This is a genomic window from Sulfurimonas sp. HSL-3221 (genome assembly GCF_021044585.1).
GTDB classification, from domain to species: Bacteria; Campylobacterota; Campylobacteria; order Campylobacterales; family Sulfurimonadaceae; genus Thiomicrolovo; species Thiomicrolovo sulfuroxydans.
Genome location: NZ_CP087998.1, coordinates 736,227 through 748,622 on the forward strand (window position 1 = coordinate 736,227; position 12,396 = coordinate 748,622).

Consider the following 12,396-nt stretch of genomic DNA (forward strand, 5'->3'; position numbering starts at 1 on the left):
AGATTGTAAAAGGATAAATTGAATGAAGAAGTGGATGATGTCGCTGGCCGCCGTGCCGGTTATTGTTGGAAGTATGAATGTGGCCGTATCAGCGGCCGAAGAGATCGTTCTCCTGGACGGTCTGAAAGTGAGCGGAGAGATCCGCCCGCGCTACGAGATGGCGGACGTGAAGGACAACGGCCTCGATACGGCTAACGCCTTTACGGCGCGGACGCGCCTTGCGGTCGAAGGGACGCTCCTCGGCCTCGAAGGGCTTACTGCCAAGGTGGGGATGACCTCGGTCAACAACTTCGGCTACAACGACTATGCGCCGCAGAATGGGACCTATGACCTGATCCTGGACCCCCAGCAGGCGATCCTGACCGAAGGGTACCTGGCCTACACGGCGGCGGACACGACCCTGCTTGCAGGGCGCTCCTTCGTCAACCTCGACGACCAGCGCTTCGTGGGCACCGTCGGCTGGCGCCAGATGGAGCGCGCCTACGACACGGTGACGCTGAGCAACGGTTCCATCGAGGGCCTCTCCCTGATGGCCTCCTGGATCTACGGCTACCAGGGGGTCAATGCCAACCCGACGACGGACACGGGATCGTTGCTCCTGCACGCCACGTACTCGGCGGGCAAGGCGCTCTCTGTCACGGGGTTCGGCTATATGCTTGCAGACATTCACGACACTTACGGCCTGCGCGTCTCCGGGGATATCGCCCTGGACGGTGTGACGTTGAACTATGCGGCCTCCTATGCCAAGCAGAGCGACGCTTCGCTGACCTACGCCCTCGATGATGCGCCGGAGATCGATGCTGCCTACTACGACATCGCCCTGGGCGCGAACATCTCCGGCCTCATTGTCGGGGCGGAGTACGAGGTGCTGGGAGACGCCGAAAGCAACAGCACGAAAGGGTTCACGACCCCGCTGGCGACCCTGCACAAGTTCCAGGGGTGGGCGGACGTCTTCCTCGGTCGCACGTCCGGAAGCAACAACGACGGTCTGGCGGACCTGAGCGGCAAACTGGGATTTGCGGCGCCGGGCTTCGGCAAGGTGCTGGGGGTCTACCACAAGTTCGACGCCCTCTCCGGCGCGAACAAGGACCTCGGAAGCGAGTTCGACGTGCTCTATGCCAACAAGGTCCCCGGCGTCAGCAACCTCGGGTTCCTGGCGAAAGCGGCCTTCTACTCCAAGGGTGACACGGGCAACGACGTCACCAAGGTCTGGGCACAGCTCGATTACAAGTTTATGGTCAAATAAGCGTTCGCGCGGCCGCTTCGGCCGCCGAAACGGTCATGTTTTTTGACGCTTCTTCATCACCGAAGGCGCATTAAAAAACATACGAAGGATTCATGATGCAAAGAATTACCCTTCCCGTTGTACTGCACAACCCGAAGATACTGCTGATAGGCGGCGGGCCGGTCGCCCTGCAAAAGGCGCAGGTGATGCGCCGCAACAAGATCGATTTCGACGTCATCGCCGCGCAGTGCAGCGAGGCGATGCGCTCGCTTGTCCCGGAGGCGTGTGAACGTTCCGTGACGGAGGAGGATTGCCGGGAGTACGGCATTGTCATCGACGCTACCGGTAACCCCGAGGTGACGGCGATGCTGACGGCGCTCAAACAGCGGCAGCGTTTCCTGCTCAACGTCGTCGACGTCCCGGAGCAGTGCGACTTCTTCTTTGCCGCGCTGATCGAGCAGGGGCCGGTCAAGATTGCGGTAAGTTCCAGCGGGGGCTCGCCGGCGCTCGCCCAGGCCATTCGCGACAAGATCGCCCGGATGCTGCCCGCATCATTGGCCGCACTGGGCCAAAAGGCGATGCGCGAGCGCCTTGCCGGGCATATCCGCCCGGGGGCGCTCAAAGCCGAGGCGAACCGGCAGCTCGGACGGGTGCACCTGGTCGGCTGCGGCACGGGGGACGTCGACCTGCTGACGCTCAAGGCCTACCGCCTTATCACGGAAGCGGACGTCGTCTTCGTCGATCACCTCGTCAGCGAGGAGATCAAGGCGATCATCCCCAAAGCGACGATGGTCATCCACGTCGGCAAGCGTAAAGGACACCACAGCATCAAGCAGGAGAAGATCAATGCACTCCTGATCGAGTACGCGCAGAAGGGGCTGGAGGTCGCCCGGCTTAAGGCGGGAGACCCCTACATCTTCGGCCGCGGGGCGGAAGAGGCGGAGGCGCTTGTCGCGGAAGGAATCCGTGTCGAAGTCGTCCCGGGGATCTCTTCGGCCGTCGCCGGACCGCTTGCCGCAGGGATCGCCCCGACGGCACGCGGGTACGCGGCGAACCTCTCCATCGTCTCCGCGCACCTGGCGGGTAACCGTATCAACACGGAGTGGATCGACCTGCTCAAACTGAAAAACCATACGACCATCGTGCTGATGGGGGTCTCGCGCGCCAAAGAGATCGTGGAGAAGGCACTGGAAGCGGGCGCGGAAGCGGCGATGCCCTGCGCCGTCATCTCCAACGCCTCCCGGCCGGACCAGCAGCGTTTCATCACCACGCTGGAGGGGTTGCCGGCGGTGGCCGAAAACGCCCCGCGCCCCGCGATCATCGTCTTTGGCGACGTCGTCAACCTGCACGCGGTGCTGCCGCAGTATATCAACGAAGGGGAGTACCATGATCAGCGTATTGCAAGCGGCCTCTGAAGCCCGGAATACCAAAACGAACAAGGTCGAGCAGACCAAGGCGCTCAAAACCCCCAAAGAGGCGTTCGAACAGATCGCCGAGTACGCCAAAGGGGGGTACGGCAGCATCCCCAAGGAGGATCTCGGCTACTTCCTGAAGTGCTTCGGCATTTTCGACCGCCCGATGACCCCGGAGCGCTTCATGATGCGGGTGCGCATTCCCGGCGGCCAGCTGGATGCCGCCCAGGCACGCACCGTCGGCGAGATCGCGCGGGAGTTCGGCCAGGATTACATCGATATTTCGACCCGGGCGCAGATCGTCCTGCGCTATTTAAGCATCGAAGCGATGCCGGAGATCCTTGAACGCCTTGAAACGGTGGGGCTGACGACCTTTCATACGGGGGTGGACAACTTCCGCAACATGGTCAACGACCCCCTCGACGGGGTGGCCTTCGATAACATTCTGCCGTCGCAGGGGCTCCTTCAGAAGCTGCAAGAGCTTTTCCTGGGCCACTGGGAGTGGGTCAGCGCCCTGCCGCGCAAGTTCAATACGGGAGTCTGCGGTTCTTTGGCCAACCGCTGCAACATCTTCGGGCAGGACTGCGGGTTTGTGCTGGCGCAAAAAGAGGGGGTCTACGGCTACAATGTCTACCTCGGAGGAAGGGTCGGGGTGATCGCGCGCAACGCGGACATCTTCGTGCGCGACGAGGCGGAGGCCGTGGCGATGTTCCGGGCCCTCATCGAGCTCTACCGCGACTACGGCTTCCGCGACAACCGCAACAAGAACCGCCTTCACTTCCTCATCGAGGCGGTGGGGATGGAGGCCCTCGCCGCGGCCATCCGCGAAAAGGCGGGTATCGACTTCGCCACGGCCGGGGAGACGCTGACACAGCTTGACAACAGCGACCCTGACCAGGGTCGGGTCCAGCTCAACAACGGCACCTTCGCCGTCCATGCCGTCGTCCCCTCCGGCGTCTTCAGCGGCAGCGACCTTGTCGCCGCGGCGGGGGCGGCGGAGACCTTCGGCGACGGGCGCGTGCGCCTCGACATTGAACAGAGCCTCTACCTTCTCGGGGTGGATGCGGTCCGCTACGAGGCCCTGATGGAGACGCCGTTTTTCGAGACCTACAAGAGCGTCTCCAGCCCCTATTTCAACCACCTGATCGCCTGCGCCGGGGAGGAGCACTGCCCCTTCGGCGTCATCCCGAACAAACCCGACGCCATCGAGATGGCCGAATACCTCAGCCTCGCGGTGCCGCTGGAGGGCGGCCGCGTGCGGATGCACTGGTCGGGCTGCGTCAAAGGGTGCGGCCTGCACGGGGTCGGCGACATCGGTTTCGAGGGGTGCAAGGCCAAGGTGAACGGCGAGACGGAGCACGGAGTGCACATCACGCTCGGGGGCAAACTCACCGCCGAAGGGCAGGAGGGGTACAGCGTCATGAAGTCCGTGCCGCTGCGGTTCGCGCGCTACCACGTCGAGTCGCTGATGCGCGAGTACCGCCGCCTGCGCAGGGCGGGGGAGAGCTTCGGACAGTTCCACGACCGGGTGCTGGCGCTCTACTCGCCCGCGGCGATCGGCTTTATCATGCAGATGCAGGCCTATGTGCGCGACAGGGGTATCGAGCTGGCGTTGGGGTTCGAGGCGGGTGCGAAAAGCGGCCGAAACGAATCCTTCGAACTCTTCGACTTCGGCTGCCGGCTCTACAAGAAACTGACGGGCGAGACGGCCTACCCGCTGCAGGCGCACTATATGCCCTCAGAGGGGGAGCGGTTGGATACGACACTGCTCGATCACAATAGTATCGACGCAAACCTGGCCCGGATGGTGACCAAGATGCTTGAGCCCAATGCCAACCTCCGCGCCAAAGCCTTTACGGAACTAAACGGCTTCGTGGCACTCTTCCAATCGTAAAGCGTGCCCGGTATCCGGGCGCTTCTATAAAGACGGTTTTTCTGCACACAGCTGCGTGCGTCATTTGCGGCGAATCTTCTACAGCGAGTGACGCAAAAATCATTTTTTGAAAAACTGTTAAGTTCTATTTTTCACCACTAATCCCTATCATAAACGGTTTTAGTGTTCAGAAAATAATAAGAATTGTGTATAAAATACATACAATTTTCTGCTACATAGTTTGAAATTTAATCGGTAGAATTTTTCAGGTTGATCGGACCGTGGTAGCGCTTGCAGCACTGCTGGACAGAAGGACCACGCCCTTGCCGATGCCGCTCTCCGTGAAGGGCAGCAGCGTCGGGAAGCGGCTTCGATCAACAACACGATAAGGAGATATCCAATGGCCTATTTGGCTCCAAGCGAATTTGTAACAAAAATGGTCGATTCGGGAGAATCGAAAGTCTATATGTCCACAAAGGACACCCTCATCCGCGCCTATATGGCGGGGGCTATCCTGGCACTGGCGGCGGTCTTCGCCGTCACGGTCGCAATGAAAACCGGCTCGCCGCTGGTCGGCGCGATGCTCTTCCCGGTCGGCTTCATTATGCTCTACCTCATGAGCTTTGACCTGCTCACGGGTGTTTTCGTCCTCGTCCCGCTGGCATGGCTGGATAAACGTCCGGGCGTTTCGATAGCCCAGATCCTGCGTAACTGGGGTTTTGTGGCGCTGGGGAACCTGATGGGCGCCCTGACGGTCGCGTTTATGATGGCCTTTATTTTTACATACGGTTTTGACACGGACGGCGGCGAGATCGCCAAGAAAGTGGCGGGCATCGGTGAAGCGCGTACCCTGGGGTACCAGTCCCACGGTGTATCCGGCTGGTTTACGGTTTTTGTCCGCGGGATGCTCTGTAACTGGATGGTCTCCATGGGTGTCGTCGGTGCGATGATCTCCACGACGGTCAGCGGCAAGTTCCTGGCGATGTGGATGCCGGTCATGCTCTTCTTCTTCATGGGCTTCGAGCACTCCATTGTCAACATGTTCCTGTTCCCGTTCTCCCTGATCATGGGCGGTAACTTCACGATTTCTGACTACATCCTCTGGAACGAGGTTCCGGTTGCACTGGGTAACCTGGTCGGCGGTCTCGCGTTTACGGGTCTGACGCTTTATGCAACGCACGTCAGAACAAGCCCGAAACGTGTGCTGGGGTAACCCGGCATAGCGGCTCCGGCCGCATCCATTCAAAAACGAAAAGGAAATATTTTTTATGACAAAACTTGAAATGACTGAAACGATTATGGCGGCGAAAAAAAGCAGCGGTCTGGGCTGGGAGGCGATCTCCGAGAAGGTCGGTCTCGGTTCCGTGTTCCTGACATCGGCGTGCCTCGGTATGAACAGCCTGAAGCCCGAGCCGGCAGACAAACTGTGCGAAGTCCTGGGGCTGGATGCCGCGGTGTCCGAAGCGCTGCAGGCGTTCCCCAACAAGAAGTGGGACCAGATCGTTCCGACCGATCCGCTTATCTACCGTCTCTATGAAGTCGTCGGCGTCTACGGCGAAACCATCAAGGAGATCGTCGGTGAGAAATTCGGCGACGGCATTATGAGCGCCATCGACTTCTCCATGGACATCGACAAAGAGGAGAATCCGGCGGGCGACCGCGTCGTGATCACCATGAACGGCAAATTCCTGCCCTACAAGTCGTGGTAACACGACTTTTTTTGAGCATGGCCGCCGGCGCGGACGTGTTCAAAAGGAGTCTGACAAAGATGATCAAGCGATGAATACAGCCGTGAAGCTCACCGTCGGCAGCCACACCGACAAAGGGCGCAAACCCCTGAACCAGGATTTTCACGATCTGCGCATTCCCGACGATACGCTGCTCTGCACAAAGGGGGCGGCCGCGGCGCTGGCCGACGGCATCAGCAGCAGCGAGGTGAGCCAGGTCGCCAGCCAGGTCGCTGTCGTCTCCTTTTTGGAGGATTACTTCAGCACGCCGGAGACCTGGTCGGTCGGCCGGGCGGCCCGGCAGGTGCTCAAGGCGACGAACTCCTGGCTCTACGCCCAGACCAGGCGGGGGCCGGAGCGCTTCGATATGGACAAGGGGTACGTCTGTACCTTCAGCGCGCTGGTGCTGCGGGGAAGGAGCGTGCATCTCTTTCATATCGGCGACGCGCGGATCTACCGGCTCCGCGACGGGGTGCTGGAGCAGCAGACCGAAGACCACCGCCTGCGGATCTCGCCGAGCGAGAGCTACCTCAGCCGGGCCATGGGGATGGACTCGCAGCTCATCATCGACCATGCCGTGTTGAGTGCCGAAGCGGGGGACGTCTTTCTCCTGATGACCGACGGAGTCTACGAGCATATCCTTGACGAGGATATCCTGCAGCATTTGCAAGAGCGCGGCGACGATTACGACGGCGCGGCGGAGGCCCTGGTAAACCGGGCCCTGGAAAACGGCAGCGGGGATAACCTGACGCTGATGCTCATGCGCATCGACGCCCTGCCGGATCAGGCGATCGACGAGCGCTACAAGGAGGTGATCGAAAAGCCTTTCGCGCCGCTGCTCGAACCCCGGTCGGAATTTGAGGGTTACCGCATCGTGCGCACGCTCAGCAGGACGAGCCGCAGCCATGTCTACCTGGCCGTCGACATGCAGACCGATACGCCCGCGGTGCTCAAAACCCTCGCGACGGAGCTGCAGCACGACCGCACGCAGGTGGAACGGTTCCTGACCGAAGAGTGGATCGCCCGCCGGGTCAGCAACGCCCACCTGCTCAAGGCCTACCCGCAGCAGCGCCCACGCGCCTACCTCTACACCGTGACCGAGTACGTGGAGGGGCAGTCGCTGGCGCAGTGGATGACGGACAACCCCCGTCCCGATTTGGAGACGGTCAGGCGCTATGCCGAGCAGATCGCGCGGGGGCTGCTTGCGCTGCACCGCCGCGAGATGGTGCACCAGGATCTCCGCCCGGAAAATATCCTGATCGACGCCACGGGGACGCTCAAGATCATCGATTTCGGGTCGGTAAAGATCGAGGGGATACAGGAGACGGTGCCGGAACGCGAAGGGACGCAGATGCCCGGTACGGCGCACTATTCGGCCCCGGAGTATTTTCTGGGCGGCGCAGGCACAACGCGCTCGGACCTCTATTCGCTGGCGGCGATCCTCTACCGGATGCTCTCGGGCAGCTCCCCGTACGGACTCAAAGTGGCACGGACCAAACAGCGCTCCGAGCAGAAGAAACTGAAGTACGTGTCGCTGGCGACGGAGGGAAGGGGCGTGCCGGTCTGGTTCGACGAAGCGCTGCGCAAGGCGCTTGACCCGGACCCGGAGCGCCGCTACGAGGATGTCGCCGAGTTCGTCTACGATCTTCGTCATCCCAACCGGGCCTTTTTGAATAAAAGCAGACCGCCGCTGATCGAACGCGATCCGGTCCGTTTCTGGCAGGGGCTTTCCCTCCTGCTCGGATTCGCCCTCGTCATGGTGGCGGCGAAGTGCCTGAGCGGGTGAACGCCCCGGCGTACTTCTGGGGAGCTCCGCCCAAGCGGTGCGGCGTTGCTCAGAGGTACAACCTCGCACGAATAACTAAAGGAATAACTATATGAAAAAATGGATGATATCCCTGGCGGCAGCGCCGTTAATGATTGCAGCAATGAATACGGCGGCGGCAGCCGAAGAGAGTATTACGATCCTAGACGATATGAAAGTGAGCGGGGAGATCCGCCCGCGCTACGAGATGGCGGCAGTGAAGGATAACGGCCTCGATACGGCCAACGCCTTTACGGCCCGGACGCGCCTCGCGGTCGAAGGGACGCTCTTCGGTCTCGAGGGGCTCAGCGCCAAAGTGGGAATGACCTCGGTCAACAACTTCGGCTACAACGATTACGCGCCGCAGGACGCGACCTATGATCTGATCCTCGACCCGCAGCAGGCGATCCTGACCGAGGGCTACCTGGCTTACACGGCGGCGGACACGACCCTGCTCGCGGGGCGCTCCTTCGTCAACCTCGACGACCAGCGCTTCGTCGGGACCGTCGGCTGGCGCCAGATGGAACGTGCCTACGACACCGTGACGGTCGTCAACAAGTCCGTCGAAGGGCTGACGCTGCTGGGAGCGTGGGTCTACGGCTACCAGGGGGTCAACACCAACCCGACGACCGATACGGGTTCGGCGCTGCTCAACGTCAACTACAAGGCGGGGGATGCGCTCACCGTCAGCCTGTTTAACTATATGCTTGCAGACATTCACGACACCTACGGTATCCGCCTCAGCGGCGTCGTGCCGGTCGAGGGGATCAAGTTCGATTACGCGGCTTCCTATGCGATGCAGACGGATGCGACGCTCGATTATGCCCTTGACACTGCGCCGAAGATCGACGCTTCCTACTATGATGTCGCCCTGGGGGCGAACATCTCCGGCCTCATCGCCGGGGCGGAGTACGAGGTGCTCGGCGACGCCTCCGGCAGCAGCACCAAGGGGTTCACGACCCCGCTGGCGACCCTGCACAAGTTCCAGGGGTGGGCGGATGTCTTCCTCGGGCGCACGGCCGGCAGCAACAACGACGGTCTGGCGGACTTGAGCGTCAAGCTCGGCTACGCCGCGCCGGGCTTCGGGAAAGTCCTGGGGCTTTACCACAAGTTCGATGCGCTCTCCGGTGTTAACAAGGACCTCGGAAGCGAGTTCGACGTGCTGTACGCGAACAAGGTTCCGGGCGTTAAGGACCTTGCTTTCCTGGCCAAGGCGGCCTTCTACTCCAAGGGCGACACGGGCAACGACGTGACCAAAGCGTGGCTCCAGCTCGATTACAAGTTCGCAACGAAGTAAATAGACGCACGCGGCGTTCGTGAGCGACCGCCGCGTGAAGCAGATGACAAAGGAGTTTAACCATGAGTCTGTCCAAGGAGACGATCGAGATCATCAAGGCGACGGCGAAGCCCGTCGCGGAAAATGCGGAAGCGATCACGGCGCGGATGTACGAGATCCTTTTCGAACACTATCCGGAAACACAGGCGCTCTTTAAAGCGGCGTCGCCGGACCAGCACAAAAAACTGGCCGCGGCCGTCGGCGCCTACGCGGCCAATATCGAAAAGCCGGAACTCCTCGGCGAGGCCCTCGAGAAGATGGCGCGAATGCATGTCCGTGCCGGCGTACTGCCGGAACACTACCCCGCCGTCGGGGTGTCGCTGCTCACGGCCGTCAAAGAAGTGCTCGGCGACGCGGCGACGGACGAAGTGTTGAGCGCCTGGAGAGAGGCCTATTTCTTCCTCGGCGATCTACTGATCGCCCGCGAAAAGGCGCTTTACGCCGCGGCGTAAAGCGTTACTTCCCCCGCAGGCGGAAAAGTTTTTCCGCCTCCATCACCACGACCAGCCCCAGCGCGAAGAGCAGCAGTTTTATCCACACTTCCAGCGATACCGGTTCCAGTGACAGCAGATGCTGCATCCACGGCAGCTGCATGGCGGCGATATGCACCGTCTGCGCCGCCACGATCGACAGCGGCAGCAGCAGGTTCTTGAAATGGCTGAGCGCGAAGAGGTAGCGCGTTTCGCTCCGGCTGTTGAGCGCGTGCAGATTCTCAAAGAGCACCATCAGCAGCAGGGTCACGTTGCGGGCGGATTCCACCGAAACGCCCTGCGCGAGGAGGGTGTAGAAAACCCCGAATCCGATGACGCCCATATAGAGGGCTCCCAGGGCGATACGCCTGATCATCAGGGCGTTGAAAATGGGTTCTTTGGGCGGACGGGGACCGCGTTTGAGAACGTGGGGCTCGGCGGGCTCAAGCCCCAGTGCGACATCCTGAATGCCGTTGGTGACGAGGTTGAGCCAGAGCAGGTGGATGGGCAGCAGCGGCACGGGGGTCGCGAAGGTCAGGGAGAGCAGGACGAGGATGATCTCCGCCAGCCCGGTGGAGATAAGCAGGTGGACGACTTTGCGAATGTTGTCGTAGGCGCGGCGTCCCTCCTCGATCCCGTTGACAATGGAGGTGAACGCATCGTCGGTCAGGATCAGGTCGGCGCTCTCTTTGGCAACGTCCGTGCCGCTTTTTCCCATCGCGATGCCGATATGGGCACTCTTGAGCGCAGGGGCGTCGTTGACGCCGTCCCCCGTCACGGCAACATAGTGCCCGAGGCCCTGGAAAGCGTGGACGATCTGCAGTTTCTGTTCGGGCGATACCCGTGCAAAGACGCGGATGCCGGCCAATGCACTCGGGTTAGCCCCGTTGTCGTACCATCGGCTGAGAGACTCCCCGTCGATCACCTGTGTCGTGTCTTGCGCCATCTGCAGACGCTTGGCGATATGCAGCGCCGTCTCGGGGTGGTCGCCCGTGACCATGGCGACGGTGATGCCCGCTTCGCGGCAGTGGGCTACAGCCGTTTCGACCCCGTCGCGCAGGGGGTCGGTAATGGCGGCCAGTCCGGCCCATTCGAAGTGCTTTGCATTCAGGGCGTCTTGAAGGTTCGGGGAGGCGCTGTCGGCATAGGCGACCCCGATCAGGCGGTACCCCTCCCGGGCAAGGCGGCTGACCCGCTCCAGCAGCGCTTCGCGTTCGTCCTGCGCAATGCGGCAGGCGGCAAGGATCACTTCGGGCGAGCCCTTGATCGCCGCGAAGTAGCCCGTTTCCCTCTCGATGACGGCGCCGGAGAACTTCTGGGAGGGTTCGTAGGGGATCAGGTCGGCTTTCGGCTGCTCGAGCAGCTCCGCCAGGTCGGCATTTTGCCGGTGTGCGTACCGTATCAGGGCGACGTCGACCTGGTCGCCGCCGAAGCGGCCTTCGCGGTTGAGGTAGGCTTCGTTGGCGACGACGACCGCTTCGAGCGCCTTTTCGGCTTCGATATCGAACGATTCGACGCTGAGCCTGTTCTGGGTCAGGGTCCCCGTCTTATCGGTGGCGATGAAGGTGCATGAGCCCAGGGTCTCTATCGCCGGGAGCTTTCGGACGATAACGCTGCGGCGGGACATGGCGACCGCCGCCGACGCGAGGGCGACGGTGATGGCGACGGGAAGCCCTTCGGGCACGGCGGAGACGAAGAGGGCGACGGTCAGGAAGAAGATCTCCAGCAGCGGCGTTCCCCGGAAGAGCGACAGCGCAACGATGAGCAGGGAGATGACGCCGACGGCGGCCGCGATCTTGAGGGAAAAGGCCTCCAGGCGCGCGATGAGCGGGACCTTGACGGCGGATTTGCCGATGAGGAGCTCGGCGATCCGCCCGATCTGGGTATGCAGACCGACGGCGCTGACGATGCCTCTGGCCCGCCCGCTGGTAATATAGGTCCCGGCAAAGAGCATATTGCTGCGGTCGCCGAGGGGAAGGTCGGGGTCGTCGAATCGGCGCTGTGCATCCTTTTCGACCTCCAGCGACTCGCCGGTCAGCAGCGACTCGTCGGCGGAGAGGTGATAGGTATGGATGAGCCGGAGGTCCGCCGGGACCTTGTCGCCGCTTTCGATCACCACGATATCGCCCAGGGCGAGCCCGACGGCATCGATCAGCTCCTCTTTGCCGTCGCGCAGCACCTTGGCCAGGGTCTTGACGCTGTGCCGGAGGGCGTGGGCCTGCTGGTCGGCACTGCGTTCGAGCACCGTCCCGATGGCGGCATTGATCACCAGCACGGCAAGGATAAACCCGGCATCGAGCGCTTCGCCGATACCGAAACTGATCAGCGCGGCGATGAGCAGGATGAGAATGATGGGGTTTTTGAACTGGGAAAGTATGATGCGAAGCAGCGGGGTCGGCGGGGCGACCGGGAGGGCGTTGGGCCCGTCGCGCATCAGGCGCGCTTCGGCCTCGGCGCTGCTCAGGCCGCTGCCGCTGCTGTCAAGGTGTTTGAAGGTGGTATCGATCCCCAGGGTGTGATGTGCGTCGAATTCCATACACCTATTGTAT

The 12,396-nt window shown here is 61.7% G+C and carries 9 protein-coding genes; 8 read left to right on the forward strand and 1 reads right to left on the reverse strand.

The features are described 5' to 3' along the window. Window positions 1-22 precede the first annotated feature (22 nt). The 8 genes from LOH54_RS03705 to LOH54_RS03740 all read left to right on the forward strand — a co-directional run bounded on the left by LOH54_RS03705 (window position 23) and on the right by LOH54_RS03740 (window position 9,829). Window positions 23-1,246, forward strand: a complete 1,224-nt coding sequence (locus LOH54_RS03705; protein WP_231020452.1) for a hypothetical protein — start codon at window positions 23-25, stop codon at window positions 1,244-1,246. A gap of 95 nt (window positions 1,247-1,341) precedes the next feature. Next, window positions 1,342-2,640, forward strand: a complete 1,299-nt coding sequence (cobA, locus tag LOH54_RS03710; protein ID WP_231020453.1) for a uroporphyrinogen-III C-methyltransferase — start codon at window positions 1,342-1,344, stop codon at window positions 2,638-2,640. Then, window positions 2,612-4,531: a ferredoxin-like domain-containing protein gene (locus LOH54_RS03715; RefSeq protein WP_231020454.1), complete on the forward strand. Its 1,920-nt coding sequence runs from the start codon at window positions 2,612-2,614 to the stop codon at window positions 4,529-4,531. The genes cobA and LOH54_RS03715 overlap by 29 nt, the downstream gene beginning before the upstream one ends. A 379-nt stretch (window positions 4,532-4,910) precedes the next feature. Then, window positions 4,911-5,723, forward strand: a complete 813-nt coding sequence (locus LOH54_RS03720) for a formate/nitrite transporter family protein (protein ID WP_231020455.1) — start codon at window positions 4,911-4,913, stop codon at window positions 5,721-5,723. Between the two features lie 55 nt (window positions 5,724-5,778). Next, window positions 5,779-6,219, forward strand: a complete 441-nt coding sequence (cynS, locus tag LOH54_RS03725; RefSeq protein ID WP_231020456.1) for a cyanase — start codon at window positions 5,779-5,781, stop codon at window positions 6,217-6,219. A 70-nt stretch (window positions 6,220-6,289) separates the two neighbouring features. Further along, complete coding sequence (locus LOH54_RS03730; RefSeq protein ID WP_231020457.1) at window positions 6,290-8,023, forward strand: bifunctional protein-serine/threonine kinase/phosphatase; 1,734 nt, start codon at window positions 6,290-6,292, stop codon at window positions 8,021-8,023. 91 nt (window positions 8,024-8,114) lie between these two features. Next, window positions 8,115-9,338 (forward strand): hypothetical protein, encoded by a 1,224-nt coding sequence (locus LOH54_RS03735; RefSeq protein ID WP_231020458.1) that lies wholly within the window; start codon window positions 8,115-8,117, stop codon window positions 9,336-9,338. A 62-nt stretch (window positions 9,339-9,400) separates the two neighbouring features. Further along, window positions 9,401-9,829 (forward strand): globin domain-containing protein, encoded by a 429-nt coding sequence (locus LOH54_RS03740; protein ID WP_231020459.1) that lies wholly within the window; start codon window positions 9,401-9,403, stop codon window positions 9,827-9,829. 4 nt (window positions 9,830-9,833) lie between these two features. Here the strand turns inward: LOH54_RS03740 and LOH54_RS03745 are convergent, their stop codons facing one another. Continuing rightward, on the reverse strand, window positions 9,834-12,383 hold the full coding sequence (locus tag LOH54_RS03745) for a cation-translocating P-type ATPase (protein WP_231020460.1): 2,550 nt from the start codon (window positions 12,381-12,383) through the stop codon (window positions 9,834-9,836). Window positions 12,384-12,396 lie beyond the last annotated feature (13 nt).

Excerpts from the sequence above, each read along its gene's own strand:
- LOH54_RS03740 (WP_231020459.1), top strand. The coding sequence starts at position 9,401 with ATGAGTCTGTCCAAGGAGACGATCGAGATCATCAAGGCGACGGCGAAG.
- LOH54_RS03735 (WP_231020458.1), top strand. The coding sequence starts at position 8,115 with ATGAAAAAATGGATGATATCCCTGGCGGCAGCGCCGTTAATGATTGCA.
- LOH54_RS03745 (WP_231020460.1), bottom strand. The coding sequence starts at position 12,383 with ATGGAATTCGACGCACATCACACCCTGGGGATCGATACCACCTTCAAA.
- LOH54_RS03730 (WP_231020457.1), top strand. The coding sequence starts at position 6,290 with ATGAATACAGCCGTGAAGCTCACCGTCGGCAGCCACACCGACAAAGGG.
- LOH54_RS03705 (WP_231020452.1), top strand. The coding sequence starts at position 23 with ATGAAGAAGTGGATGATGTCGCTGGCCGCCGTGCCGGTTATTGTTGGA.
- cynS (WP_231020456.1), top strand. The coding sequence starts at position 5,779 with ATGACAAAACTTGAAATGACTGAAACGATTATGGCGGCGAAAAAAAGC.
- LOH54_RS03715 (WP_231020454.1), top strand. The coding sequence starts at position 2,612 with ATGATCAGCGTATTGCAAGCGGCCTCTGAAGCCCGGAATACCAAAACG.
- cobA (WP_231020453.1), top strand. The coding sequence starts at position 1,342 with ATGCAAAGAATTACCCTTCCCGTTGTACTGCACAACCCGAAGATACTG.
- LOH54_RS03720 (WP_231020455.1), top strand. The coding sequence starts at position 4,911 with ATGGCCTATTTGGCTCCAAGCGAATTTGTAACAAAAATGGTCGATTCG.